Source organism: Acetobacterium sp., assembly GCF_030652775.1.
Lineage (GTDB): Bacteria > Bacillota > Clostridia > Eubacteriales > Eubacteriaceae > Acetobacterium.
Genome location: NZ_JAUSPS010000047.1, coordinates 15,646 through 41,960, shown reverse-complemented (window position 1 = coordinate 41,960; position 26,315 = coordinate 15,646). Strand labels below are relative to the sequence as shown.

22 protein-coding genes, 1 pseudogene and 1 other annotated feature are annotated in these 26,315 nt (G+C 41.1%); of the genes and pseudogenes, 15 read left to right on the top strand and 8 right to left on the bottom strand.

Annotation, left to right across the window (positions count from 1 at the left end; genetic code table 11):
• The 5 genes and pseudogenes from Q7J41_RS08380 to Q7J41_RS08360 all read left to right on the top strand — a co-directional run.
• Window positions 1–303, top strand: a pseudogene (locus Q7J41_RS08380) (hypothetical protein); the annotation flags it as partial.
• Window positions 304–1,050 carry a lantibiotic immunity ABC transporter MutG family permease subunit gene (locus tag Q7J41_RS08375; RefSeq protein WP_304887061.1) on the top strand — a complete coding sequence of 249 codons (747 nt, stop codon included), beginning with the start codon at window positions 304–306 and terminating at the stop codon, window positions 1,048–1,050.
• A 9-nt stretch (window positions 1,051–1,059) separates the two neighbouring features.
• Complete coding sequence (locus Q7J41_RS08370) at window positions 1,060–1,722, top strand: response regulator transcription factor (protein WP_304887060.1); 663 nt, start codon at window positions 1,060–1,062, stop codon at window positions 1,720–1,722.
• On the top strand, window positions 1,710–3,098 hold the full coding sequence (locus Q7J41_RS08365; protein ID WP_304887058.1) for a HAMP domain-containing sensor histidine kinase: 1,389 nt from the start codon (window positions 1,710–1,712) through the stop codon (window positions 3,096–3,098). The genes Q7J41_RS08370 and Q7J41_RS08365 overlap by 13 nt, the downstream gene beginning before the upstream one ends.
• A 34-nt stretch (window positions 3,099–3,132) precedes the next feature.
• Complete coding sequence (locus Q7J41_RS08360) at window positions 3,133–3,762, top strand: DUF3786 domain-containing protein (protein ID WP_304887056.1); 630 nt, start codon at window positions 3,133–3,135, stop codon at window positions 3,760–3,762.
• Window positions 3,763–4,031: 269 nt separating this feature from the next.
• On the opposite strand, the gene Q7J41_RS08355 is transcribed toward Q7J41_RS08360, so the two are convergent.
• Window positions 4,032–6,317 (bottom strand): methyl-accepting chemotaxis protein, encoded by a 2,286-nt coding sequence (locus Q7J41_RS08355; protein ID WP_304887054.1) that lies wholly within the window; start codon window positions 6,315–6,317, stop codon window positions 4,032–4,034.
• A 270-nt stretch (window positions 6,318–6,587) separates the two neighbouring features.
• Between Q7J41_RS08355 and Q7J41_RS08350 the strand changes: the two genes are divergently transcribed.
• The 3 genes from Q7J41_RS08350 (at window position 6,588) to Q7J41_RS08340 (ending at window position 10,623) form a co-directional block, all read left to right on the top strand.
• Window positions 6,588–7,040 (top strand): MarR family winged helix-turn-helix transcriptional regulator, encoded by a 453-nt coding sequence (locus tag Q7J41_RS08350; RefSeq protein ID WP_370651000.1) that lies wholly within the window; start codon window positions 6,588–6,590, stop codon window positions 7,038–7,040.
• On the top strand, window positions 7,040–8,503 hold the full coding sequence (locus Q7J41_RS08345) for an MFS transporter (protein ID WP_304887050.1): 1,464 nt from the start codon (window positions 7,040–7,042) through the stop codon (window positions 8,501–8,503). The genes Q7J41_RS08350 and Q7J41_RS08345 overlap by 1 nt, the downstream gene beginning before the upstream one ends.
• A gap of 152 nt (window positions 8,504–8,655) precedes the next feature.
• Window positions 8,656–9,036: a binding site (T-box leader), on the top strand.
• A 48-nt stretch (window positions 9,037–9,084) separates the two neighbouring features.
• Window positions 9,085–10,623: a 2-isopropylmalate synthase gene (locus tag Q7J41_RS08340; protein ID WP_304887048.1), complete on the top strand. Its 1,539-nt coding sequence runs from the start codon at window positions 9,085–9,087 to the stop codon at window positions 10,621–10,623.
• Between the two features lie 112 nt (window positions 10,624–10,735).
• On the opposite strand, the gene Q7J41_RS08335 is transcribed toward Q7J41_RS08340, so the two are convergent.
• The 5 genes from Q7J41_RS08335 to Q7J41_RS08315 form a co-directional block, all read right to left on the bottom strand.
• Complete coding sequence (locus Q7J41_RS08335) at window positions 10,736–11,128, bottom strand: cupin domain-containing protein (RefSeq protein WP_304887046.1); 393 nt, start codon at window positions 11,126–11,128, stop codon at window positions 10,736–10,738.
• 100 nt (window positions 11,129–11,228) lie between these two features.
• Window positions 11,229–11,969, bottom strand: a complete 741-nt coding sequence (locus Q7J41_RS08330; protein ID WP_304887045.1) for an AraC family transcriptional regulator — start codon at window positions 11,967–11,969, stop codon at window positions 11,229–11,231.
• A 45-nt stretch (window positions 11,970–12,014) separates the two neighbouring features.
• The gene (locus Q7J41_RS08325; protein ID WP_304887044.1) at window positions 12,015–12,851 is read right to left on the bottom strand and encodes a creatininase family protein; all 837 of its coding nucleotides are present in this window, start codon (window positions 12,849–12,851) and stop codon (window positions 12,015–12,017) included.
• Between the two features lie 60 nt (window positions 12,852–12,911).
• Entirely contained in the window at window positions 12,912–13,769 is an 858-nt protein-coding gene (locus Q7J41_RS08320) for a MerR family transcriptional regulator (protein WP_304887042.1), read from the bottom strand.
• 147 nt (window positions 13,770–13,916) lie between these two features.
• The gene (locus tag Q7J41_RS08315) at window positions 13,917–14,357 is read right to left on the bottom strand and encodes a MarR family winged helix-turn-helix transcriptional regulator (RefSeq protein ID WP_304887041.1); all 441 of its coding nucleotides are present in this window, start codon (window positions 14,355–14,357) and stop codon (window positions 13,917–13,919) included.
• Window positions 14,358–14,498: 141 nt separating this feature from the next.
• Between Q7J41_RS08315 and Q7J41_RS08310 the strand changes: the two genes are divergently transcribed.
• Window positions 14,499–15,686: an aspartate aminotransferase family protein gene (locus Q7J41_RS08310; protein WP_304887064.1), complete on the top strand. Its 1,188-nt coding sequence runs from the start codon at window positions 14,499–14,501 to the stop codon at window positions 15,684–15,686.
• Between the two features lie 198 nt (window positions 15,687–15,884).
• On the opposite strand, the gene Q7J41_RS08305 is transcribed toward Q7J41_RS08310, so the two are convergent.
• On the bottom strand, window positions 15,885–16,592 hold the full coding sequence (locus Q7J41_RS08305; RefSeq protein WP_304887039.1) for a cytochrome b5 domain-containing protein: 708 nt from the start codon (window positions 16,590–16,592) through the stop codon (window positions 15,885–15,887).
• A gap of 452 nt (window positions 16,593–17,044) precedes the next feature.
• On the opposite strand from Q7J41_RS08305, the gene Q7J41_RS08300 reads away from it, so the two are divergent.
• Window positions 17,045–17,332, top strand: a complete 288-nt coding sequence (locus Q7J41_RS08300; RefSeq protein WP_304887038.1) for a response regulator — start codon at window positions 17,045–17,047, stop codon at window positions 17,330–17,332.
• Between the two features lie 761 nt (window positions 17,333–18,093).
• Entirely contained in the window at window positions 18,094–19,731 is a 1,638-nt protein-coding gene (locus Q7J41_RS08295; protein WP_304887037.1) for a glucosyltransferase domain-containing protein, read from the top strand.
• 112 nt (window positions 19,732–19,843) lie between these two features.
• On the opposite strand, the gene Q7J41_RS08290 is transcribed toward Q7J41_RS08295, so the two are convergent.
• Window positions 19,844–20,992 carry a double-cubane-cluster-containing anaerobic reductase gene (locus tag Q7J41_RS08290; protein ID WP_304887036.1) on the bottom strand — a complete coding sequence of 383 codons (1,149 nt, stop codon included), beginning with the start codon at window positions 20,990–20,992 and terminating at the stop codon, window positions 19,844–19,846.
• 355 nt (window positions 20,993–21,347) lie between these two features.
• Between Q7J41_RS08290 and Q7J41_RS08285 the strand changes: the two genes are divergently transcribed.
• The 4 genes from Q7J41_RS08285 (at window position 21,348) to Q7J41_RS08270 (ending at window position 26,194) form a co-directional block, all read left to right on the top strand.
• Window positions 21,348–22,415, top strand: a complete 1,068-nt coding sequence (locus Q7J41_RS08285; protein ID WP_304887034.1) for a DUF3798 domain-containing protein — start codon at window positions 21,348–21,350, stop codon at window positions 22,413–22,415.
• A gap of 114 nt (window positions 22,416–22,529) precedes the next feature.
• Window positions 22,530–24,098, top strand: a complete 1,569-nt coding sequence (locus tag Q7J41_RS08280) for a sugar ABC transporter ATP-binding protein (protein ID WP_304887032.1) — start codon at window positions 22,530–22,532, stop codon at window positions 24,096–24,098.
• Window positions 24,091–25,131 (top strand): ABC transporter permease, encoded by a 1,041-nt coding sequence (locus Q7J41_RS08275; protein WP_304887031.1) that lies wholly within the window; start codon window positions 24,091–24,093, stop codon window positions 25,129–25,131. Before Q7J41_RS08280 ends, Q7J41_RS08275 begins: the two co-directional genes overlap by 8 nt.
• On the top strand, window positions 25,121–26,194 hold the full coding sequence (locus Q7J41_RS08270) for an ABC transporter permease (protein WP_304887029.1): 1,074 nt from the start codon (window positions 25,121–25,123) through the stop codon (window positions 26,192–26,194). Before Q7J41_RS08275 ends, Q7J41_RS08270 begins: the two co-directional genes overlap by 11 nt.
• Window positions 26,195–26,315 lie beyond the last annotated feature (121 nt).

The window sequence follows — 26,315 nt, the reverse complement described above, 5'->3', positions numbered from 1 at the left end:
ATTTGCATGTTTCTGGCGGATCGATTCAATCTTTTTGTGACAACGCTGTTTAACGTCGGCATGGTTATTTTATCGGTGGTGTCATTTGGAACGGAATCAATTATAGCGTATTCCCCATATGGTGTCGGTGTGGCCTTGATGTGTCCGATTCTCCATATTTTGCCCAATGGTTTACCCGTTCCGGAAGGCAGTCCGTTATTAGTTAACAATGGCATCGGGAGTGCGGCACTGGGTTGTATGCTCGTTTTTATCATGCTAGTGGCAGCAACGGCCTGGGCCTTTAAAGATCGGGAGGGAAAATAAATGAAGTTTAAAAATCTGCTGATTACTGATATAATGAAACTTAAATCAACCCCAGTTCTGTGGCTGCACTTGCTGGTGCCGATGATTGGGTTGATGGTATTTTTGAGTTATTATTCGGTGAGTTCGATGGACGGCTTTATGAAACAAAAAACCTATATTACGGTGATGTGCGTGGCGTTTCCGATTCTGATTGGCGTGATTACCGCGATGGTGGCCGAAGCTGAAGACCAGGCCGGGAATTATCGCAATCTGTTGAACGTCTTTCCGGTCAAGTGGTCGGCGCTGATGAGTAAATACCTGGTACTGATTGCGCTTGGGGCGCTAAGTACCGTGATTGCCGTGATTGGTTTTTATCTTGGCATGTCGCAAATGATAACCGCATTGCCGATCGGAACTTATTTTGCATTGACGGGCATTCTATTTGGGTGCAGTCTGTTTTTATATGCATTTCATTTATTCTTAAGTCTGCGTTTTTCAAAATCGGTTTCTGTCGGCATTGGGATCTTTGAAGCCCTCATTGTGGCCCTTTTCAGAACCGGAATGGGGGATGGCCGATGGCCTTATTTCCCCTGTGCCTGGAGCATCCGTTTTGCCTGGACGACGATTACGCAAAGTGGCAAGGGCATCATGATCCCGGATCCGATGATGACGCTGGGGATCGTTTTGAGTATTACGGTTACCATTTTGGCGATGGTACTTCTGATGGTGTGGTTTTCGAGGTGGGAAGGCCGTAAATCGGAAGAATAGGAGTGGGTTATGGCAAATATATTAGTGGTCGATGATGACCCCGGGATGTTGGATTTAATCGCCAATGTCCTGAGTAAAAATGGTCATCTAATAAAAAAAATCGAAGTACCCGAGGATGTCTTAAAAGAAAAATTGAATTATTATCAGCTCATAATCCTGGATGTGATGATGCCAGGGATGAGTGGCTTTGAATTATGTCATAAAATCAGAAATCAGGTAGATTGTCCGATTCTTTTTTTAACAGCCAAAGCGGAAGAAGCGGCGATTATTTATGGTCTTGGTTTGGGGGCCGATGATTACCTGACCAAACCATTTGTTATTACCGAACTACGGGCGCGGGTTGACGCCCATTTAAGGCGGGAATCACGCCAAAAGACCCATGCCTTTACGGTCGGTAATTGTCATTTTTTTATGTCCCGAAAAGCCTGTTACATTGGTGATGCACCTATTGCACTGACTAAAAGCGAGTATGAAATATCAGAGCTGTTGGCGTTACATCATGGGCAGGTGTTTTCCAAAGAACAGATTTATGAGTCGGTGTTTGGCGTTTTTGGCGAGAGTGACAACAGCGTGATTGTCGAACATGTCAAAAACATTCGCGGTAAATTTGCATTAAGCAAAGAAGAGCCCATCAAAACAGTTCGGGGAGTGGGCTACAAATGGGAAGCATAAGGGGTAAAAATAAATCGTTGCGGCGGATATTTTTATACTATCTGGGATGCATACTGGGATTTAGTTTACTTATTATCGGAGCCAATTTTGGACTTTTATCGTATGCGCTTAACTCGGCAATTATCTATCCGGCAAATTACGCGGAATCATTTATTCAAAAAAACAGTGCGATACTTCAAAGCTCAAAGACGATTACCCCAGATATGATTCCCGATGGGTCTGGCTTTGGCGTTTATGATCTGACTGGCACTTATCAATATGGTTCATTTCCTGAGGATGGGTCGGATGCTCTTGAAAAAATCAGCCAGGTATGGAAGAATTATGAAAATGGGGACTCGTCATTGAGTGGGTCGGCATTTATTTATGTGATCCAAAGAGAAAATGAAGTGCTCCTAATCACTTATCCAATCTCATTGCAATTTAGTGATACACGCTTGCGCCAGGCCTTTCCAAATTTGGAAGCGCTCTGGATCGGACTCTTTACGCTGGAAATGATTGGAATGATTGTGATTCTATCAATCATTTTTGGTAAATACTTAGGCGAAAAAATAGCGGTCTTGCAGGCGGCTTCCCGGAACATTGAAAATCAGAACCTGGATTTTGATCTGGGCGGAAGCGATGTGCGAGAAATCAATCAGGTGTTGGACAGCCTGTATCAGCTCCGGGATGCGCTAAAAGAGTCGTTGCTGCAGCAATGGCAGATTAAAAAAGGAAAACAGGAACAAATTTCCGCTTTAGCCCACGATATCAAAACGCCATTAACGATCATCAAGGGGAATGTCGAGCTTTTAGGCGAAACGGTCTTAGACCCGGAGCAAATGCAATATCAGAAATATATCATCGAAAATGCGACCCAAATAGAAGGCTATATTAATAAATTGGTTGAGCTTTCAAAATCGGAAACACCGGAAGCGTTGGCGGTTAAAAAGGTGGCGGTTAAGAATTTACTTGATGGCATCCAAGAGCAGACTAGGGGGATGATCATAAAAAAGAACATTAATCTCACCTGGCAGGAAATCGATTTGGACAAGGAAGTGATTCAAGCTGATCGGGAAAAGTTACACCGGGCGATTATGAATGTGATGGGAAATGCCGTTGAATTTACGCCACCCCAGGGAACCATTGCGGTAACGGCGCAAAAAAGGGACAGTGAACTGATCTTGACCATTCGTGATGGTGGAAAAGGCTTTGGAGACCAGGCGCTACGCCATGGGAAAGAGCAATTCTTCATGTCGGATAGCAGCAGGACCGATCACAAACATCACGGGATGGGACTTTATATTGCCGACAACATTGTGAAGCAGCATGGTGGTCAGCTTGTCATTGGCAACACGGCCCAAGGTGGTTTGGTAACCATCACCCTTAAGATATTATAGCTATGTATGAAAAAAATCAGAAAGAGAGACGAATATGGAACTAGATAATTACAAAAAAGTATGTGAATACTGGCGCTTAAAGGCGCTGGAGTTTAACTACGAAGAACGCTATGCCGCTCTGGGACTGCCTGGCTATAATGAGAATAATTTGCCGATCACTTACTTTGGCGTGAACTACGAAATCAACCGCAGCGATGCCAGCATTATCCGGGTCGATAAACCGGAAGAAGAGGTGGACTTTTACACCCAATCAGCCATCTACCACTTATTTCATTTCTCACAAGAAGCACCGCGAAATTCCGGTAATTTTATTCCCCTCCACGAGCTCCGGGGTGCGGCGCCGTTTAGTCCGGCATTTAAAAAATCGACGCTCTCTCCTTTTGCCAAAACATTTGAAGGCAAAACCCAGCAATTGATTGCGGCGGCAGAAAAACTGGGCTTTGAACGGTTACCAAATTCAGACGCCGGCTTTCAGGCCATGGCCTTTGTCTGTATGCCAATCCGGTTTCTATTTTGGGATGGTGACGATGAGCTGCCCGCCCAGGCCACCATCCTTTTTGACGAAAAAATTACCGATTTTACCCATGAAGAAACCGTCATCGGCATCGGCTCGGATCTCGTCAACCGTCTTATTGACGCGGCAGGATTAAAACGATTGGTATAAATAAAAACCGATTGATCAGGATTATCTCGATTTAAGACCAATGGGCATAAAAAAAGCCACCACGTTAAGTGATGGCTTCAGACTGTCAAAAAAGATAACCCAGTACCGACAATTGTTACATCATGTTGTACGCATCGGAGCGGACACGGCAAAGCCTGTCCGATTCCGCAGCGAACAACAGATTAATAATTGGTCGGTACGGTAGTTTATCGACAACCTCAAGCCACCACGTTAAGTGATGGCTTTTATTTTGGTAGGGAATAGGCAAATTATCGCAGCTGAAACTGATCGATCATTTGTTTTAATAAAACCGCTTGGCCAGATAATTCTTCACTGGCGGCTGCACTTTGTTCGGCAGTGGCCGAATTCTGCTGGACAACCTGGGCAACTTGTTCGACACCCATGTTGATCTGCGCAATTCCGGTGGCTTGTTCGTTGGATGCGGTGGCAATATTACCAATCAGGCTGGTAACTTGGCCAATACCGGTGACAATTTCATCCAGCGCGGCAGCGGTTTCATCGGCAATTTTGGTGCCTTCCTGAACCTTGCTGATGGAACCTTCGATCAGTCCGGTTGTCTCTTTGGCGGCATCGGCACTTCGGGCGGCCAAGGTTCTGACTTCTTCAGCAACGACGGCAAAGCCCTTGCCGTGTTGTCCGGCCCGTGCGGCTTCAACCGCCGCATTTAGAGCGAGAATGTTAGTTTGGAAAGCAATATCATCTATGACTTTAATGATTTTTGAAATATCGTCAGAAGACTTGTTAATGTCGACCATCGAGCGCTGCATTTCTGTCATTTGATGATTGCCTTTATCGGCGTTTTCCGCAACTTCGGTGGCCAGATCTCTGGCTTTGTTTGCATTGACAGCATTGTTTTTAGTCTGGTCAGCGATTTCAGTGATGGATGCCGTCAATTCCTGAATCGAGCTGGCTTGTTCGGTGGAGCCTTGAGCCAGTGACTGGCTGCTGTCAGAGATTTGATTGGCACCGGCATTCACTTGTTCAGCCGCGTTGTTGATATCACTCATGAGCGAGTTTAGTTTTTTAATAATCGTATTTAGCGAAATAGAAATAGCATTAAAATCACCCCGGTATACTCTCATGTCGTCGATGCTCAAATTGCCATTGCCGATTTCTTCAGTAACGGCCGAAATTTCAGTTACAACGGTTCTGAAGCGGCTTCCCATGGTGTTAACCGATGTTTTTAACGCTTCAAAACTTCCTTGATAGGCGCCATTTACGGTGGCATTTAAATTTCCTTCGGACATTTCATCCATAGTTGCTGCGACTTCATTGATGGGTTCTGAAATTTTTTCAAGAATGCCGTTCATACCCTTAATCAGTTTTTGCCAGGCACCGCCGAAGCGTGTTTCATCGGCCCGGATCTCCAACTCACCTTGGATGGCGGCCCGGGTAAGCTGGGTGGCATCTTCGATGAGATCGCTAATTGAATCTTTTACGCGGATCAGATTATTTTCGATGGTCATAAACTGTTCATAGGTAGCGTTGGTATACTCATTTGGTTTCTGAATAGCTATATTGAAATCCAGATTTCCGGCGGTCAATCGCTCTAAGTTTTCTTCTAAACGCAGGACTTCTTTTTTGGTGAAATGGGCCACACTTTCACTTGGGGTCGTATCGTGAGATGTTTCCAGATAACCAATCGTTTCGCCTTTTTTATTTATAACAGCGGTTGTATCCATGCGATAGTAGCGGTCTCTGAATTCAAAAGGATATTCGACACGGCCAGTTTTTTTGAAGGCAGTGACGCCGCAATTTTCAGTCTTGCACATTTGCAGATTACATTCGGAGCAAGCTCTGCCATACATGTCTTCGCGCCGTTCGGCAGTTCCGGTTTTTTTCATTAAATCACCGAGTGCTTTATTAAGAAAAGTAATCTGTGAATCCGTGTTAACGACTGTCACACGGTAAGGCATGGCATCAAGAATGGCCTGAAAGAAATCACTTTGATTCGACACCGTTTCCATGGCCAGATTAACCTGTTCGATAGCATTTTTATAATCGCCGCTCAAATCGGTTTCCGGCTTCGTGCTTTCTGGTAGCATCACCAGATAATCAACAACGGTTCGTACTGATTTTTGTATTGTCAGCAAACTATTTCCCATTAGATCTTTTGTTGAGGTTGGGTTTATGGCTACCGATAGGTCACCAGCACCGATTCGATTAGCAATCTCTGCCTGTAATTTAAACCGCTCTGCGATCTCAATCAAGGTATAACCTAATCGTCCCAACTGATCTCGAGGCTGTTCAGCATCGTAGTTAACTTCAGTATCACCAGCTACGATGCAATTGGCAACTTCGATGAGCTGAGATATTTTATCAGAGGTTTCTTTCAAGCCAAGTACAATTACGCCAACGATAACAATTAATCCGATGGTATCGATGAGGATCATGCTGTTTTGGATCTTTGAAAACTGATCGAGGTTCTGGCTTAAAACAACCATAGAAATACCAATGGTTGCAAAAAAAACTAAAGCAACAGGCAGGACAACCGTTAACAGGATCTTTGATAACAAACTTTTTTCATACTTCATTTATACTCCTTTTTGATATGGTATTAAATACGTTTAAACAATAATTCAGGTTTGTTCACCACTTTTCCTTGAAAGATTATACCGCTGATCTACGCTTGCATAGATGCTGTTACTCTTCACAGCGTGGATATTCAATCGAATCTGTTTAGTTACTTCCAACATTATATCTGATCGTTTTAGTAAATTCAATCTAAATATTTGTTTTTGATAACAAGTTGACAACTCAATGCAAAAAAAATATAATAAGGTTGACTAGTCAATAATAAAGGAGTGAGTACATTGGAAATTGAAAACATGCATTTTATTATGCTCAATAATAAAATATTCAGAAACAACCAGATTCAATTGGACAAGGTGATGAAAAAATATGGCTTAAGCAGTGGTTCGATGCCTTATCTTTTTATTCTCGAAAAAAGCGAGGGTGTCAGCCTCCATCAACTCAGCAGAAAAATTGGCAATGATAAGGCCATGACTACCCGCACCATTAAACGGCTGATTGCGTTGGAATATGTTTATAAAGTCGGTAAAGATGGGGATTGTCGAGCCTATCAATTATATCTGACCGAAAAAGCCAAAGCGGTATTACCTGAGATGCACGGGGAAATTCAGGAGATTGTGGACTTGATCTCGGTAGATTTATCGCCGGAAGAGAAGGCCGTGACTCTAGCATCAATGAAAAAAATATTTATGCGAACTCAGCAGCTCAGAGTCGAGGAGGAATGATGGAAAAAAATTATGAGAAAAATAAATGGCCAATTCTGCTAATTGTGGTCATGTCCACCTTTATGGCCACCTTGGATAGCAGTATCGTCAATGTGGCATTACCACAGATGGCCAAGGTACTGGATGTTGATACCTCTCAAATTCAGCTGGTGGTAACCAGTTATCTAATTGTCATTGTGGGGATCATCCTGATCTTTGGAAAACTGGGGGATATGCTGGGCAAGACCAAGATCTTTATCTTCGGCATTGCGTTGTTCACCATGGGATCGCTGCTTTGCGGTATCACCAGTGTTTTTCCGGTGCTTATCGGGGCTCGGATTGTTCAGGCGGTTGGTGCCGCCGCAACCATGGCCAACAATCAGGGCATCATTACTCAGGTTTTTCCGGCCACTGAGCGGGGCAAGGCTCTGGGTTTAACCGGCACATCAGTGGCCTTGGGATCTCTGGTTGGTCCCGGTCTTGGGGGCATCATTGTGGGCACTTCCAGTTGGGAATATATCTTTCTGATCAATGTACCGGTGGGTGTAGTGGTCTTATTTTTTGCCATCAAGCTGCTGCCGCGAAGCAATAAAAAGGCAACGGATCGGTTGGATATGCTGGGAGCGGCACTGTTTATGCTCAGCATCGTGCCATTATTTGTGGCATTGGGACAGGTGCCAAGTCTGGGTTTTGGTAATCCGCTGATTCTGACTGCATTTATGGTGTCGATACTATCATTTATCGCATTTATCCGGGTAGAACAAAAACGTGAAAGTCCGTTAATTCCATTGGAAATTTTTAAAAATAAACTATTTTCACTGAGTGTATTTTGCGCTTTCATTGCCTTTGTTGGTCTATTTTGCTACAGTATTATTCAACCTTTCTATCTCCAGGACGTTATGGCTTATTCACCCGAGCAGGCAGGAGTAATTATGATGATTTTCCCGTTGATTTTAATGGTGCTGGCACCAGTCAGCGGTCATGTATCCGACAAAATCGGATCGGAATTGTTAACCTTCATCGGCTTGCTGCTCATCAGTCTGGGTCTGTTTTTGATGTCAAACCTTACAGAACAGTCATCGCTGATGACCTTGGTCATCTTCATTGTCGTTATATCTGTTGGGATGGGCTTGTTCCAATCCCCGAATAATTCACTGATCATGTCAACCGTCGGAAGACATCAGCTGGGGATTGCCGGGAGCATCAATGCTCTGGTTCGAAATATGGGTATGGTTTGCGGGATTGCTCTGGCTACCACCTTGCTTTATAGCAGTATGAGCGCTGAACTGGGTTATCGTGTGACGGATTATGTGGTCGGTCAAAATGTAGCTTTCATCAACGGGATGCGAACGGTCTACATTGTAGCGGCGGTGATCTGTCTGATTGGAGCGGTATTAACCTTGTTGCGACTGCTGAGAAAAAAGTCAAGAATGGTGGATAAAATTGCTGTGCAGGAAAATGAAATACATGCCAGTCAAGAATAAACAAAAAGCGAATAATGGACTAAGAATCAAACTATGCCGATAAAAGGGTATTATGCAATCTGCTTTTTGTGTCCATGTACCGTGCGTAGTTTGCTTTGAACTAGATATAGGGTTGACAAGCGTCCCTTATTCGTTTATGATAAAGCAAATATAAAAAGACGTTGATGAGGAATAGTAGTTTTTAGATGATTGACAGAGATCTGCTGGCTGGTGCGAAGCAGAAATCAGAAAAAGATGAACTCACCTCGGAGTTGCTTGCTGAAATGACGCTGATGAAAAAATCCGGCGAAAAAGTAGGTTAAGACGGAAGCCCGCCGTTACGAGGGATGGATATCGGTTTTATTAAACCCGTATTGAAAACTAACCGTATAAAATAGAGTGGTATAGCAGATTTTCGTCTGTCTCGTTTGAGACAGGCGTTTTTTTATACAAAAATAGTTTTTATCGGCAGAATAAAGGGTATCGAGAAAGTGCATACAGTCACCTGTATGAATAAGAGTGGTACCGCGGAAAGCTCCCTTTTCGTCTCTGATTGAGATGAAGAGGGAGCTTTTTTACACAAAATTCATAAAAGGAGAAAGATGATGTCACGAAAAATTTATGTATTCGACACAACCTTAAGAGATGGGGAACAGGTGCCGGGAGCTAAACTGAATCTGGCAGAAAAGCTGGACGTTGCCGAACAAATTGCCAAAATGAAGGTGGATATGATGGAGGTGGGGTTTCCTTCGTCATCGCAAGGGGATTTTGAGGCCGTTCGGGCGATCAGTCGGAAAGTCGGGAAGGATGTCTGGATTGCAGCATTGGGCCGAGCCATACAATCGGATATTGATTGTATTTATGAGAGTATTCGGGAAGCTGAGCTTCCCCTGATTCATATTGTATTGGGATCATCAGATGTCCACGTATCAAAGAAGTTTAGAAAGACACCCCAGCAGGTGATCGAGATGGGTGTGGGTGCGGTTAAATATGCCAGCAGCCTGCTGCCCCAGGTTCAATATTCGCTGGAGGATGCCAGTCGTTCGGAGTTTGAGTATCTCTGGCAAACCATTGAAGCGGTGGTAAAAGCTGGTGCCACCATCATCAATGTACCGGATACGGTGGGGTTTGCCATTCCGGAAGAATTCGGGAAACTGATCTATCGGATTAATGATCGTTTGAGAAATCTGGATCCCAGCGTTTTACTCAGTGTTCATTGTCATAATGATACCGGTTTGGCCACTGCCAATACCCTGGCAGCGGTAAAAAATGGGGCGGATAAGGTGGAATGCACCATCAACGGCATTGGTGAGCGAGCCGGGAATACCGCTTTGGAAGAAGTGGTCATGGGGATTTCTCTCCATGAAGCTTATTATGGTGGGCATACCACGGTGGATACCCGTCAGATTTATGAAACCTCCCGGATTGTCAGTGCGACCATGGGGTTAGATGTTCAGGTTAATAAGGCCATCACCGGAGAAAATGCCTTTGCGCATTCCTCCGGTATCCATCAGGATGGATTACTCAAATCAAAAGACGTGTACGAAATTATGGATCCGGAAACCATTGGAGCTCCGGCAATGGAAATCGTCCTCACCGCCAGATCCGGTCGGCACGCATTTATGCACGTTACTCAACGTCTGGGTTTTGCGATTCCCGAAGAATCCTTGGAGGACATCTATCAGCAGTTTCTAACTATGGCGGATGCCCAAAAAGAGATCTATGATAATGATGTGCTGACGCTCTTGAAAAAAAGCGCCCTTACCAGTGGCGGAAATAACCGTGAATTATGGCAACTGCTCGATTATGAGCTGACGGTAACCGACAGCCGCCCTGCGGCAACGGTAACGCTGGCCAGAGGTGACAAAGAAGTGGTGATAAGTCAAACCGGGTCAGGTGTCATCGATGCGCTTTATGGGGCAATTATAGAAGCAATCGCTGCGCCAATTGAACTTATCGATTACCGAATCAACAGCTTAAGTCGGGGAAAAGGCAGCCTAGGAAAAGTCACTACCCAAATTCGCTATGCGGATCAATTATACTCCGGGAAGGCGATTGAGCAGGATGTGATGCGTGCCAGTGCCCTAGCGCTGATTAATGCGGTAAATAAAATGCTGTTGGAACAGGCATCTGGATGTTAACATAAGAAAACATCAGAGAAAACAATCGTTTGATTATCAGCAGCGTCTTACATTAACAAAATAAACCCAGGTTTTTAACCTGGGTTTAAAGCACTGAGTCGTCAAAATAAAATTAAGCTAATGCGGGAATGAATTTTGCGAACAAATAAAGGCCGTCATCGTTAGCAATTACTTCATGTTCGATGCCGGCAGACATAATGGAGATGGTACCAGGTTCATAAAGGATGTTCTGGCCGGCATTAATACAGGTTCCAGAACCCCCAATCACTTCATGGGTTTCTAACTGTTTTTCGTGAACATGATTTAAGATGCTTTTATTAGGGGCGATTTTCACAAGATGGTAACTAAATTGTCCGTCGGTATCAGCAGCGGTGATAAGGTGTTTAAGTTCTACCCCTTCAAATGCCGGATGTGGTGTCCAGAGAATGTCACAAAATTCTTTGGTAGCATTGGGAACGGCCAATACGCCATTGTTAAAGTTTAAGAAAGTTTCTGGTTTTTTCATTTTAAATACCTCACTTTATTTTAAAAGCACTTTTAATTTGTGTGCTTTCTAAAATAACTATATCAAAATCAGATCGGTGTTGATTGTAAAAAATTGCTCGTTAATCCAAGATTTTCAAGGAAGCTAGATATTCAGAGGGTGTTATACCGACTATTTTTTTGAAATATTTAATAAAATGACTCTGATCATAAAAGCCGGTTGATTGCGCCGTTTCAGTCATCGTTGATCCGTTTGTGAGAAGATGCTGGGCTTTTCTGATCCGGTTCTGGATCTGAAAACGATGGGGCGATAATCCAATCGCTTTTTTAAATTCCCGGATTAAATAATATTTACTGACAAAGACCTGTTGCGATAATGCATCCAGGGTGATATCTTCTTCTGGCTGAGTCTCAATCAAATTCTTTGCTTCAGTAATAATTGTGGCATAATCAGCATCCAATTTGATAGCCATATCATACACCAGTTCCAGAGCATCTAAAAAAGCTTTAACCTGTGGATGTGTGAGAAAGCCATCGTAAACTAATTGGTTTGCAAGATCACGAATCAGCAGTTTGCCAGTATTAAAATCATGGGTGTCCAAAAATTCTGTGCCAATACATAATGTAATAATCGAATATTGACCAGAAGAGGGAATGAGGGAATGAACCATATACGGAGGGATAATAAATAAATCATCCGTAGTGAATTCGTAGACAACATTTTTTTTAGTCAAAATAACGTTGCCATCAAGGATCAAACCAATGGCATAAATTGAAATGTGATTATGATTGTCAAACGTAAGATTGGTGTTATCTAATAACGCAAATTCAATTTTATATGGATCACATTTGTAATATTTCATTGATTCACCCACGACAATTTATTTGTAAAGATTTTTGCAGAAATTTTATAAATATTGATGTAATGTATTTTCGGAAAACTTGATTATTGCGGACGCATATTTTTCTGCGATAATATCCTCCATAATTTTTATTTTTTCCAGGTCAATATTGGATGGATTGCCACAATAGCCTAACGGCGTCATACTTTTTGCAAATTCACCACCCATAAGCCATGCTTTTAAATCGCTTATGGTCAGGTTGGTTGGTTTTAAAGTTTTGGCTTTTTCAATATCTACCAGCTTGTTGTAGGAAAGTGCCATCCAGCTTGTTTCGGTTGCCCCGGCATGAATATCAATAACACTGGTTTCAAGATTAGCTTTATTTGGATCTAATTCGACGCTTGCTAAATAGGCCGCATCTTGATTTAAATCCATTCGCGAAATTAGATTTTTATCAATCAAGAAATAGGCTTCAATGTTTTTTTTATTTGCTTGCTCGACAATCTCAACAATTGTTTTAATATGGATAAAATCACCGTGAAAATTTAGTAAAAATATCTTTTTAAATCCCCATTTGTTTAAATTGTCTAAAATTTCCAGGACCATCATTGTCATTGTTTCAGGCTTAATTGAAAAAGAACCAACAAAACCATCGGTAATACTGTTTACGCCCCAATAAAATGGCGGAGCAATAACAACTGGATGATCTTTAACCTTCAGTTTTTGTTTAACCTTCTGACATAAAGATTGAGTTAAATAAATATCGGTTCCGGTGCATAAATGTGGACCATGTTCTTCAACAACCGAAATCGGCAGCAACACCCAAGCATTTTGCTTGATTGATTCTTCAATTTCCGGATAGGGCATATCCACCAAGGTGTCTTTAAAAATAGAATATTTCATCGCATTTTCTCCTTTGGGTTCTTTAATAATTAAATTATAAAGGCTGTCCTAAGGAGAGGGTCAAACATTATTTGCAAAAATCTGAATTTCAGTTAAAAAAAGATCGCTTATATCGGTAGTCGCCTCACTGATATAATAAATCTCAAGAGCAGTAATTTGATTAGTAACGGTGTTAATGAATGGATCGCTGAACAGTTCATTAAAAACCAGTTTCTGAAGTGAATCGTAATTTCCTTTATGAAGAACACAGGCGTAGTGTCCGGCTGGCAAGGTTAGGATTTGAAAGTCCTCAAATCCTAACGGTGATTTTATGGCATAACCTATTTTTAAATTAACCGGTTGTGAGTTTTGGGAATTAGTTCTAAATGCCAATGGTGGCGAGCAGATATTGCTAAAATCCATGCCCTGTTCCTGGAGGTGGTCTAAGATCGTTTTATAAGTATCTCTAAAAACTGAAGCTGGATAGATGCCATTGTATTCTTTGTAGATGATGGTTCTGGATGGAAGCTCTTTTAGTATTAAAGCTTCAGTTTCATTACCGCTTAAATTTTCTGTGATTTCAGCAAAATGGGATTTTATCGTCTGGATTTTTCTAAGTTTTTCAGAAAGCAAAGCGATTTCGTTTTTAATACTTGTTTCTTGTGTCACTAAAAGATGATTTAAACTGTCAAAAATATTTTCAGGCGTATTCTGATGATAAAAAGTGCTGATATCCTCTAGTGAAAGACCCAATTCCTGTAATTGTTTGATTGTAGTTAATCGGGTAATCTGCGACTTTTTATAAAAACGATAATTATTATTCTGATTCACTAATGCCGGTTTTAAGAGACCTAATTGATCATAATAACGTAAGGTTTTATGAGAGACTTTACATGTTTTTACGACTTCTCCGATGCTCAATAAGGTATCACTGCTCACGGGTAACTCCTTTAATTTTTCTTTTAATTATGTTATTGTTTTGCATAAATTACTCAACAGTAAACAATCAGTTAAATAACTCCCATGGTGTCAACACGCTTACGATTTATCAGTCTCAAGTTCTGAGTACACCGCTTTTCTAGATGTTCAAGACTCTTTATCAAAAGCATTCAAAATAACCTCAAGTGCATGCAAAACAGGCATCTTTTCATTATCAGGAAGATTGGAAAAAATTTCAGCAAAGAAAATATCATTATTGGTTTCGATGGTTTCAAAAATTATTTTACCGGAATCTGAAAGCGATATGTTAATACTGCGTCGATCTTTCTGAGAGGCGATACGCTGGACATATCTTTTTTTTACCAGTCCATCCACAGTCCGACTGGTGGTACTCATGTCAATCGCTAAAATGACTGATAGTTCTTTCAGTGAGATGGTCCCAAGACGTCCAATTTCGACTAAGGCATGACATTGGGCAAGAGTTAAGACTTCCGCACAACAACTACCGTTATTTTTTTTTAGCAGTCCTAATTTTCGTTCAAGGATGCGGATCTGTTCTCTGAATTGTTTTGGATTAGATAATTTCAAGGTATTTCCTCCTTTTTAACTGGGTCTATTGTAGCATGATATGTTTAATAGTACAATTATTGTTGTTAACAATAATTGCAACTTGCAATTAAAAACACACTATGTTATAGTTGTAATCAAATTTGAAAGGAAGTATCAATGATGAATCCAACAATAAAAAAGGCAGAAACGTATTTTCTCCATACTTATAACCGTTATCCGATTGTTTTAGAATATGGTAGCGGGGTATATCTCTTTGATGATTCTGGCAAACAATATCTTGATTTTGCTGCGGGTATTGGTGTGTTTGCATTAGGTTACGCCAATGCTGAATATAATGAAAGCTTGAAAAAACAGATCGATCAATTAATTCATACGTCAAATTTGTTTTATAATAAACCATCAGCAGATGCGGCCGAAAAATTTGCCGCATCATCCGGGATGGAGAAGGTATTTTTTACCAATTCTGGGACAGAGGCGATTGAAGGGGCAATTAAGATTGCCCGTAAATATTATTTTAATAAAACAGGAAGTGCCGAAGGTGAGATAATCGCTATGGATCATTCTTTCCATGGACGAAGTATGGGGGCCTTGGCGGTTACCGGACAACCAAATTATCAGAAAGCGTTTGGACCCATGATTCCGAATATAAAATTTGCGACGTTTAATAATCTAGAAAGTGTTAAAGAACAAATTGGGGAAAAAACGTGTGCAATTCTTCTCGAGACCATTCAGGGCGAGGGTGGCTTGTATCCAGCTACTAAAGAATTTCTGGTCGGAGTAGAAAAACTATGTGCCGATTATGACCTGTTACTGATGTTGGATGAAATACAATGCGGAATGGGACGAACCGGGAATATGTTTGCTTATCAGGCTTATGGCGTCATTCCGGATGTCATTACTGCGGCCAAAGCCTTGGGATGTGGTATTCCGGTTGGGACCTTTGCGGCAAGGGGGAAAGCGGCAGCTGTTTTAGAACCGGGTGATCATGGCACGACATATGGTTTTAATCCATTAGCTGGTGCAGCTGTCAAAACGGTGTTTGATATTTATGAAGAAACCCATTTGTTAGAGCATGTTTTAGTAGTTAGTAATTATTTAGAAGTGCAATTAGATCAACTGGCAGATTGTTATCCGTGTATAAAACAACGTCGGGGGAAAGGGTTGATGCAGGCGCTAGAGCTGGATTTTCCGGTAAAAGATGTCATTGTCAAAGCCCAGAAAAATAATCTGATTATGATCACGGCGGGTCCAAATGTTTTGCGATTCCTGCCGCCCTTAATTATTGAGAAGAAACATATTGATGAAATGATCCGGATTTTAAAAGGTTGTTTAGAGGAAATACAGTAGCCGACACCCTTCACTTAATTCAGTTTCGGCTTTTTCGTAATTTCCGCAGGGATCAATGGTAATTCCGCAAGCAATTAAGCAAATAAAAAAGGCGCCGGAGCACCTTTAAATAAGTGGAAATAGCAAGATAGGTTGAATTATAGTATGTCATCTTTTCATTTGTCTGAAAAATCAAGGTTTAAATAGTTATAAGTTACGTCAATTAATATATTCGCCTACAACGGGAAGATTCTTAAATACGGTATCGCCATGAGGTGAAGCCGAAATTGCTTGGGTCAAATCGGTGCCAGCACTATGACCATTGTGTTGACCGTTCACCCATTGCCGATTGTTCGACACATCATAGACCACGTTTTTGTACGCAACATAGGCTGCATTGCCATTTTTGCCATTATATTTGGCCAAGTCATCCTTTGTAAAACTCGTTGAATTACTAGTGGTTTGTGAGGCCTGTACCGTAGTGGCGGTATTTTTTATCAATGCATTATTCAGTACATAGGGTGCTAACAAATGTAAGGCAATACCCAAGACAATAAAAACGGCAATTGATCGGTGTGTCAGAAACCACACGCCCTTTCGAGGACGGTGGGTGCGTGTTGCATAGATGCCTAAAGTGACCTGCAAAATAATTAATGCTGCCGCAAGGAGTCCCGTAAGATTTATTCCAAATTGGCTGAATTGAACTGTGAAATGGGCAATTAGCAGTAGTGCGGTTAATAGACCAAAAAATTTATGATTGCGAACAAAAACGGTCATTAGTAATTTCATTGTTTTTTTGCCAAACTCATTGGCAGAAATCTTTTTACCCCATTCTTTATTAACAAATTTTACGCCATAGTTTAATAGGGTACATCCAAACGCAACGATCAAAAGCAGACCAAACAACTCACCAAGTTCTTTATACATTTTATTTTTCCTTTACTGATTCAAATAATAAAAATAACCAGTATAACATTTTTTTTATAGTTATACTGGTTATTTTTATTTTATGGTTCAGAAATATAGGTAGGTGTGGAATGACAAATCATCTGAGTGGATGAGTCAAGAATCGCCCTCAGATGGTCTTGCAAACGAAACATGCCAGAGGATTTTGTTGCCTGATTCATTTTCGGGTTATTCCAAATTTAATTACCTGTTTGGGGCAAATATCTAAAGGTGTCTGTCCTTGTCAGATTTATTTTTTTTGTTAACAGGGCTTTCTTCATATGCATTCATTGCTTTAACAGTGGAACTAATATGGCTTCCCACTGCGAGTTGAGGTGTATTTGTAAGTTTAATAAAAAATGTAAAAATAAAAAATCGCATTTTCTCTTTCATAACGACTGAGTCCCAGCGAATAGAAAGAAACGTGAAAAAGAATGAAAACAGTATTAATAATTGATGATGATCTTGAAGTGCAGCAATTAATTAAGACTTATCTGGAAAGAGAAGGTTTTGGTTTTGGTGTTTATTGCACGACGCTTTCCAGAGAAGGATTGGAAATGATCAAAGAAAAGAAGATCGATCTGATTATATTGGATATCTTTCTTCCCGACGGCAATGGACTGGAGGTATGTAAAGAAATCAGGAGTACTTCTAAAATTCCGATTGCTTTAATCAGTGCAAAAGGAGATGAGTCTGACAAGGTATTAGGGCTGGGTCCTTAGCGAACCCATACAGAAAAAGTATTTCGTGAACGGTGAACAGCCACAATTGAATTGGGAGACTAAAAAGCGCTTGCATGATGTAGCGTGGTATTATCATGCCGTTGAGAATTGTTACTATAAGAGAATGGAAAATCAGATCGAGTCAATTTTAACCCTGCAAAGGCTGTGATTGCAGTTATGTCATAAGTAATTTGATAATAGTATACCTCCACTTAGGTGGTGGTTAATGACTTTCTATATTCGTTTAGGGTTCTTTGTTTTCAGAAATCGGATTATATAAAATCCGTCGAGTACTTCATATCAACCACGAGGTTTATACAATTTTTGAAACGGTAACCTTGTAAAATTATATTTCAACTTCAATTTCAGCTAAATTTAATGCTTTTTCGTCGACATTCACCTGGGTAATCGTTTTGCCAACAGTCGTTAATGAGACAATTATCTCTGATGGCTTTTTCATTAAAAGCCTTTTGATTGATTGTTTATAGGAAAATGAAAAGGGCTTGAAATCTAAAATTCAGTTTTATCAAAGAAATTTTTGCTATAACATCTTCAGAAGTCAACCAACCAGAGAAAACATTGGTACTTGTTTTTTCCACTTGACCGTTTTACATTGGTTGGTTTTGTGCTAAAAGATGGTCTAAATTAAAAATTTAATTACGAAGTGAATTTTTATTGCTAGCGGAATAGGGAATTGAGTTATTGCTTGCAATGAGATAATCACACAATAATATTCAAAATGGAGTTTGATGGAGACAACGATGGTTAACTTAAAAGAAAACGTAAAATTCTTCCTGAACAGCAGATGGTTTATGATTACATTACTGATTGTAACAATCATGAGTTTCGGATTCACCTTAACGCACCCAACGATTAGTGTCGATGATGCCGCCATGGATTATTATTACAGGCAAAATGAGCTGCTGACGCAGGGGCGATTTTTTCAGGTGTTAATCGATAAGATATTGGGAATTTATAACTTCAGACCCTTCGTGCTGGACTATTTTGCCATTCTGAGTCTGATTGCAGCAGCGGTACTGTGGTGTTCGTTATTTAAGAAGGTTTCCAACAATCGATTAAAATTAATCAGCTATATTTTTTTTGCGTGTTTTTTTGTTTCATATCCATTGCTTACCGAAATATTTATTTATATGGGTTCTAATTTCGAAGTCTGTCTGGGACTTGCGATGATCGCGTTCATATTGTTTATTTTGTCAAGCGACACCCAAAAGCTGAACAAGCCGGGTACATATATCGTTGCATCCTTCTTAATAGCCTTGACGTTATCCTTATACGAATCGTTGGCGGTTGTCTATTTGTTTGGAATTTTTACCATTTTGATATTGCGGTTTTTATACAGTGATGATAGTAGGAACTTTAAAGATGTGTGTTTGCGGGGCTTATATTTTGTGATCCCGCTAATTATCGGCATCGTTCTGCGCCTACTTATTGATATGATCTTAAAGATTGCCTTTCATCTTGGCACCAGCACGAATGCATCGAAGGAAATTCATTGGGATCATGGAATCATGCAAAACCTGCCAAAGCTCATTGATGGAGTAACCTTGAGTTATTTTTACAATGCGTTGGTGTATCTGCCAATCACCTTTTTGGTGATCACGGTGGGAATAACAATTTTTCTGATGTTTTGGCAAGGATTCAAGTACCGGTCGGTATCAATCGCTGTTTTATATTTAGGAAGCATTTTGAGCGTGTTTTCTTTAACCATCCTCCAGGGAATTGAAACGCCATACCGGGCATGTTCGGTTTTTAGCGTTTTTACTGCCTTTGTTTTTATGCTCTCACTGCAGTTTGTTGAAGAAGGCAAATTCAGAACAGCAATAAAAAAAGCGTTTGTCGTGGTTCTTTGTATCTTTCTTATTTGGCAGTTAAATGATATTAACAAATGGTTCTACGTTGATTATATGCGGTACGAAGAAGAGGTCAATGTGGTCAACCAGGTTGCCACAGAAATCCGTTCAAATTACGATTTGGACAAACCGGTTGTCTTCTTGGGCGATTACAAGTTGTCGGATAATATCAACCAGTATACCTCGGCAGAAAAAAACAGTCTGGCCGGAATACTCTATATGAACCTGACCGGGATTGTACCGGAAGGCAAGTATGCGTACAAATTTGTCCAAAGCAATGGCGATAGTTTTCTAGATTGGGCCGTCGGCTGGAATTTCGAAAACAATGTTTCCGAAGCGCACAAGTTTTTTAAAGACCTGGGGTACGACTTCAAAGCTGATAATTACGCGATGCGAGAAGAAGCTTACTCGCTGGTGCAAGATAAGCCTCAGTGGCCGAAAAAAGGCGCTATTTTTGAAACCGATGAATTCATTGTTGTCAATTTCGGGGTCTCGGATAAATTCGCCAATCAAGTAAAACTCCATTAAAGATGAAGAATTGAAAAAAACCTTGATATGATTTGTATCGAGCTGGGTTTAAATACGATGGCGGCCTTCAATGTAATTAGGCAGTCAATTTTTCTTTCCCATGTTTCTTCAACTATTGCAATATTTCCAGGAAGGCTTCTAATCGTGTTCTGATTTGACCGGCATCAGAAGTGGAAAAATCGGCGTCGATGCAAATATAGGGAAGCTCCATGGTTTCAGTAACGAATTTTTTAGTATAGTAAGCTTCAACCGCAAAGGTATGACAGCCATGAAGAATCAGTTCAATCACCCCATCAACCTGGTAGTGTTTCAGCATTTCTTTCATATCCTCAAAACGGCCCTGATTGGGAGACATCACCGAACAATTTATCAGAAGATATTTTTCGGCCAGTGCCTGATAAGGATCGATGGTTTCGTCGACTAAGACTTTCTGGGTTCGGGGTCCGCTGCAACTGTCAAAAGCGACAACATCCGCCCCTAAATCTTCAACAGCTTTAAGAATTTTTTCCCGACAGCCGCCAATGGGGCACCCAGTAATCATCAAGCGGGGTCTTCTTTTTGCGTCTGGATTGGGGGCGACGTAACGAGCAAGATATTCTTCAATTTTTTGATTAAGACCTTCGACAACATCATCATCAGTAAAATGAAAATCCGTGGACTCAACCACGCTGGAGAGTTCGTAGCCGGAAACCGGAGATGGCACTAAGGCGGCTATTTCGTAAAGTTGTAAGAGTGCTTTTCTGACCCGATTACGATCAATAATTGCCTGTCGGAGTGATTCAGTGGTTATCGGTCGACCAAACTGCTGTTCCAGGAAGGTGGCGGTTTGTTTCATTTCCTCGGTCCAGGATTCAATGGCCAAGGGGGCGGTTTGACTTTGGGGAAGGTGCATGACATGGGTTGGTTTTATTTCGCCAAGCAGCTCGTACATTTTCTTCTTACCATCACAGGTTGTTTCCGCCAGGATGGCGTCGGAAAAGTAGAAATAGGGACATGAATCGGTAATGGCCAGGCCGTAGCTCGATTTAATCAGCGGGCATAGCGTTTTGGGTAGAAACTTTTCGGCCGCAGCGATGCTGGCATCATCACCGCCACAGAGGCTGACAAAATGGGCATCAATGGCCATAATTAACTCAACCGGTGTATAAGAACAGAAAATACCGACAACGTTTTTTCCTTTATCTTTTTCCTCTTTTATTTCGATAAACCCTTTCTTTTTGAGTTCATTAAATGTTTCAAATTCTGCAGGCAGGTTTAACATAATCACCATTCCTTTCAATTCTAATAAACGTTAGTATATGATGAACATTGAACCAGTGTCAAGAACCGAAATCGTTCAGTATAGCGTATGCGTAGCTGATTTACAGATTTATCAAGGTATTCAAACGCGATATTACAAAATGGAATAATCATGATTAAAATATCAAAAGATGTTATACAATGATTTATTTCAGCAGTTCAGCTGGAAAAATTATCCACAATAGGGTAAAATAATGGCGCTGTGTCCACGAAAATTAAAGGAAATTTAAAGGAGAAAGAAAACATTGAAGAAGAGGTTGATTTGTTTATTGATGTGTTTGGTCATTATCAGTACTTTGTTAACAGGCTGTAGTGGTGTGAACGGAAAGTCCGGAAGTTCAGATGGTGACTACCATATTGCGATTGTGACACCGACACTTTCAGCAAGTGAAGATGAGTTTAGAGCTGGGGAAGCAATGGCGAAAGAATATCCGAATGTTGTTACCCACCTGACGCTGCCAGAAAATTTTGAAGATGAAATTGAAACCTGTATCAGTACCATTGTCTCAGCAGCCGATGATCCCAAAATGAAAGCGGTGATTGTTGCTTCCGGTCAATCTGGTTTGATCCCGGCATTCCAACAAATTAAAGAAAAGAATCCGGAGATCATCACGATTACAGCTCCGATTTTTGACGAACCAGAAATGATGTCAAAATATATTGATATCAACCTGGACACCAACTGGATTAAGCGCGGGGAAACGATTCCGACCAAAGCAAAACAGATGGGTGCCAAAACATTTATCCACTATTCTTTCCCAACCCATTTATCAAAACCATTAATATCGGCCAGAAAAGATATGATGAAAAAAACATCTGAAGCACTGGGGATGGAATGGGTTGAGGTGGTTACCCCAGATCCTCAAACAGGGGACAGTGTTGAAGCCATGCAGCAATTCTTAAGAGAAGATATTCCCAGACAAATTGCTAAATATGGAAAAGATACCAACATCTTTGGAAGCAATTGCCCGATGTATGATGTGATTTTGGATGAAGCAATGAAAGAAGGTTTTATTGTTGCTGAACAGTGCTGCCCGACGCCAACACAAGCCTATCCAACGGTATTGGGGCTTGAAATAGCTGAAGAGGACGGAACAAATTTTGATAAAATCAATGAAATGATCAGTCAAAAAGTAGCAGATAAAGGGATGACCGGAAGATTGTCAGGTTGGCCGATTCCAGTCACCATTTATATGCCAGAGTTTGCTGTTTATTTAGCCATGGAAATGATTGATAATCCGGATTTCGATGCGAAAGATCCGGCCGTATTAAATCAACTGACAAAAGACAAATTCGGGATCGAAGTGGAGTATGAAAAATTAAATAGTAACGGTAAAACATATGATAATTATTTTGTAATGATTATGGATTCAATTTTCTATTAAAATGATAAAGTGAGATTGCTCTTTTGAGCAATCTCATAATTCATGTGCAAAACCTTTTCCTCACGATGTTTGTGAGGATTTTTTTATATCAGGGTGGTGAGGGAGACAAAAAGCATGAATGATTGTATAACAATACAACAGATCAGCAAAAATTTCGGAAATCAGAAGGCTTTAGATCATATCGATTTGGGCATCAAAAAAGGAGAAATTTACGGATTGGTCGGGGTAAATGGATCAGGAAAAAGCACATTGATGAATATTTTATTTGGGAATCGTGTTATTTCAGAATCCGGTGGATATACAGGGCAAATCAGAATTGAAAATAGAACCATTGCTATAGCCAATACCAAAGATGCAATAAAAAACGGCATCGGCATGATTCATCAGGAATTCATGTTGATTCCTGAGCTGAGCATATACGAAAGTATTAATTTAAATAAAGAAAAAACAATTAACCAGAATAAACAATCCTGGCTTCAGAAAATTTCATATTTAGATGACAAAGAAAACAAAACCTTGGCAAAAAAAACCTTAAAGACCCTCGGCTTCGATATCGATGTTTCACTGCTCGTGAAGAATTTGTCGGTTAATACCAAACAATTTGTAGAGATCGCCAGAGCGATTAATACGGACGATTTGAAGCTACTGCTTTTGGATGAACCAACAGCGGCATTAAATACTGAAGATTCAAACATTCTGATGAAAATCATTAAGGATCTTGCGGCAACAGGGGTTGCAATCCTCTTCTGCTCCCACCGTTTACACGAGGTATGCAACCTCTGCGATAAGGTATCGGTGCTTCGGGATGGCCGGTTGGTTTCAACGTATGGGCATCAGGAGATGTCCGTCGAGCTGCTGGCAAAAGAGATGATCGGTTCTGAAGTGGATCAAATGATCAGAGAAAAAGGCTGCACCAGTGAAGAAACGATTTTAACACTCCAGGATTTTTCGGTTAAATCTCCGGAAGAGCGCATTCGGGGTTTGAATTTAGCGGTAAAGAAAAAAGAAATTATGGGTATTACCAGTCTTTCCGGCCATGGGAAAGCGGCGTTGTGTTATGGCATCATTGGTTACTATCCGATGACTGGCGAAGTTTTTGTGGCAGGTGAAAAGAAAAATAATACCATCTCAGATTCCATCGCTAAAGGGTTGTTTTTACTGCCAGATGATCGGAAGGAAATGGGTTTGATGATGGAAGAATCGGTGGAATATAATATTGTCTTCTCCAGTTTTCAGTTAAAGGATAAATTCAAGAAGAAGATTCTGAAATTATTTTCTGTTGAAAATATGAAAATAATAGAACCCTATGTTAAAAAACAAATTGCAAAACTCAACATCAAATGTACCAGTCAGAAACAAAAAGTCAGGGAGTTAAGCGGCGGTAATCAGCAAAAGGTTTGTATCGCCAGAGCAGCGGCCATGGATCCGAAAATTCTCATTGTTATGGAACCCACCCGGGGAATTGATATCGGAGCCAAGGAAAAAATTCTGGAGATGATTGTGAAGATGAACCGGGATCGGGACATGACGATTCTTGTTGCATCCAGTGAAATCGAAGAACTGAAACGAATTTGTGATCGGATCGTTGTGTTGTGCGAAGGTAGATTATCAGGAATTCTGGATCCCGGGGCATCGGAAGAGGAATTTGCGTTAGCGTTGACCGGGGAGCTGAATAATGAGTGAACAAAGGTTAAGAGGCCTGCCCCAGATCGTCATCGGCAGTTTTTTAATGCTGCTTTTTATAATTGCCGCCGCCCTAAATTACAATATGGCCGAATTAATTAGTGGCTCTCTGATAAAATTTGCCATGAACGGAATATTTGTACTGGCATTAATTCCGATGATCAATGCCGGAGTTGGTTTGAACTTCGGGAGCTCAGTGGGGATTACCGCCGGTTTAATGGGCATGTGTATGGCCATTCAGTTTAGACTAACCGGAATCACCGGTTTTTTAGCAGCCGTCATCATCTCCATTCCGATTGCAATTGTCTTTGGCTTTTTCTATGGAAGAATATTAAACCGGGTCAAAGGAAAGGAAGATATCGCCGCGATTTTTATCGGCTTCGCCTTTATTCCCTTAATGAATTTTTTCTGGACCGTAGCACCTTTTAGTAATCGGGAGATGTTGTATCCCATTGGTGGAAGTGGGTTAAGACCAAAAATCAGTCTGGCGAATTATTTTACCAAGGTTTTGGATCAGTTGTTTGTCGTGAAGATTGGAACCATCGAAGTGCCTTGGGGATTACTGTTTTTTTATGCCGTGATTGCTTTGATAATTGTAGCATTTTTTAAAACAAAAAAAGGGAAAGCCCTGATTGCAATTGGCTCATATGAGAATTTTTGCAAATTGTCCGGATTAGGAATCAATTCAAATCGCATCCTGGGGGTGATTTTATCAACCGTCCTGGCCGGCATCGGCATTTGCGTTTATGCCCAGTCCTATGGTTTTGTGGAACTCTATGGTGGCCCGGGAGCATTTGCATTTCCGGCGATTTCCGCAATTTTAGTGGGGGGATGTACCGGCAAACGAGCCACTGTCTGCCAGGCTATGTTAGGAACCTACTTATATCAGACGATTTTCCTGCTGTCCGCCCCCATCGCCAACACCTTATTGGTTCCTCAGATGGCTGAAATTGTCCGGATGATCATCACCAATGGGATCATTCTCTATGCTTTTTTGAATCAACGAAAAGCAGGTGTTCACGATGAAAAATAAGCTGAATGCTGGCAGCGATATGATCTTCCCAGAAAAGCATCTCGTCCCACTGATTTTTGTTGCTTTGGCGATCATCTGTTATTTTTTAGCCGATGTTACCCCCGGTTTTGTGGTGGAACAAGTGACCGTTCGTTTTATTCGTAACAGTGTATTAGTGCTGGCCTTAATTGTGCCGATTCTGGCCGGAATGGGATTGAACTTTTCTATTATCGTCGGAGCGATGGCTGCCCAGGCTTCCTATATCATCGTATTAAATGCCAATTTGCCGGGCGGAATCGGCGCAGTCACCGTGTTTGGTTTGACCCTGGTCTTTAATATCCTGATCGGGTTGCTGCTCGGAAAACTTATGAATATCGTTAAAGGGCGGGAGATGATTACCTCCATCGTGATTGGATTGCTGGCGAATTATATTTATCAATTAGTATTTTTAGTTGGCTTTGGAACCGTCATCCCGGTTAACAACGAACATATTGTTCTGGACTCGGGAGTTGGCGTGAAAAGTATGTTGGATTTAAAAATATACCGGGATTTCTTTAACAGTTTTGGAACCTTCCAAATTGGCGGGACGCCCATTTCCGTTTTTCTAATCCTGATGATTTTGGCGATTGCCTTCTTAGTCTATTACATTACAAGAACCCCTCTGGGACAGAATATTAAAACCGTCGGTCTCAGCGCAATAAAGGCCGAATTGGCGGGGATTAATGTCGATCAGATGCGGATCATCGCGATTGTGATTTCAACCGTTTTGGCGGGAATCGGCCAGTTTATCTATCTCCAGAATATCGGATCGTTAAATGTCTATACCGAACATCTCAATGAAGATACCTTTTCCTGTGCGGCCTTGCTAGTCGGAGGTGCGACAATTAAATCGGCAAAAGTCAGACAGGCCTTGTTCGGGGTTGTCATCATCCATGCCATCTTTATTTTATCGCCGCTGGCCGGGATGAATTCATTTAATAATGTGGCCTTGGGTGAATATTTTAGAAGTTTCATTGTATATGGCGTAATCGCTTTGGCATTAATTTTAAATATCCGCTTGGAGGAAAACAAAGAGCGGGAATAGGGAAGGGGAGAAAACGCTTTGGATACGAAGCGTTTTTGGTGGCTCATTTGTATTGCGATAACCCGTCCATTTATATCAATTGTGGTTGTGACAGGTTAATGCCAAGCAGATAAAAATGCCG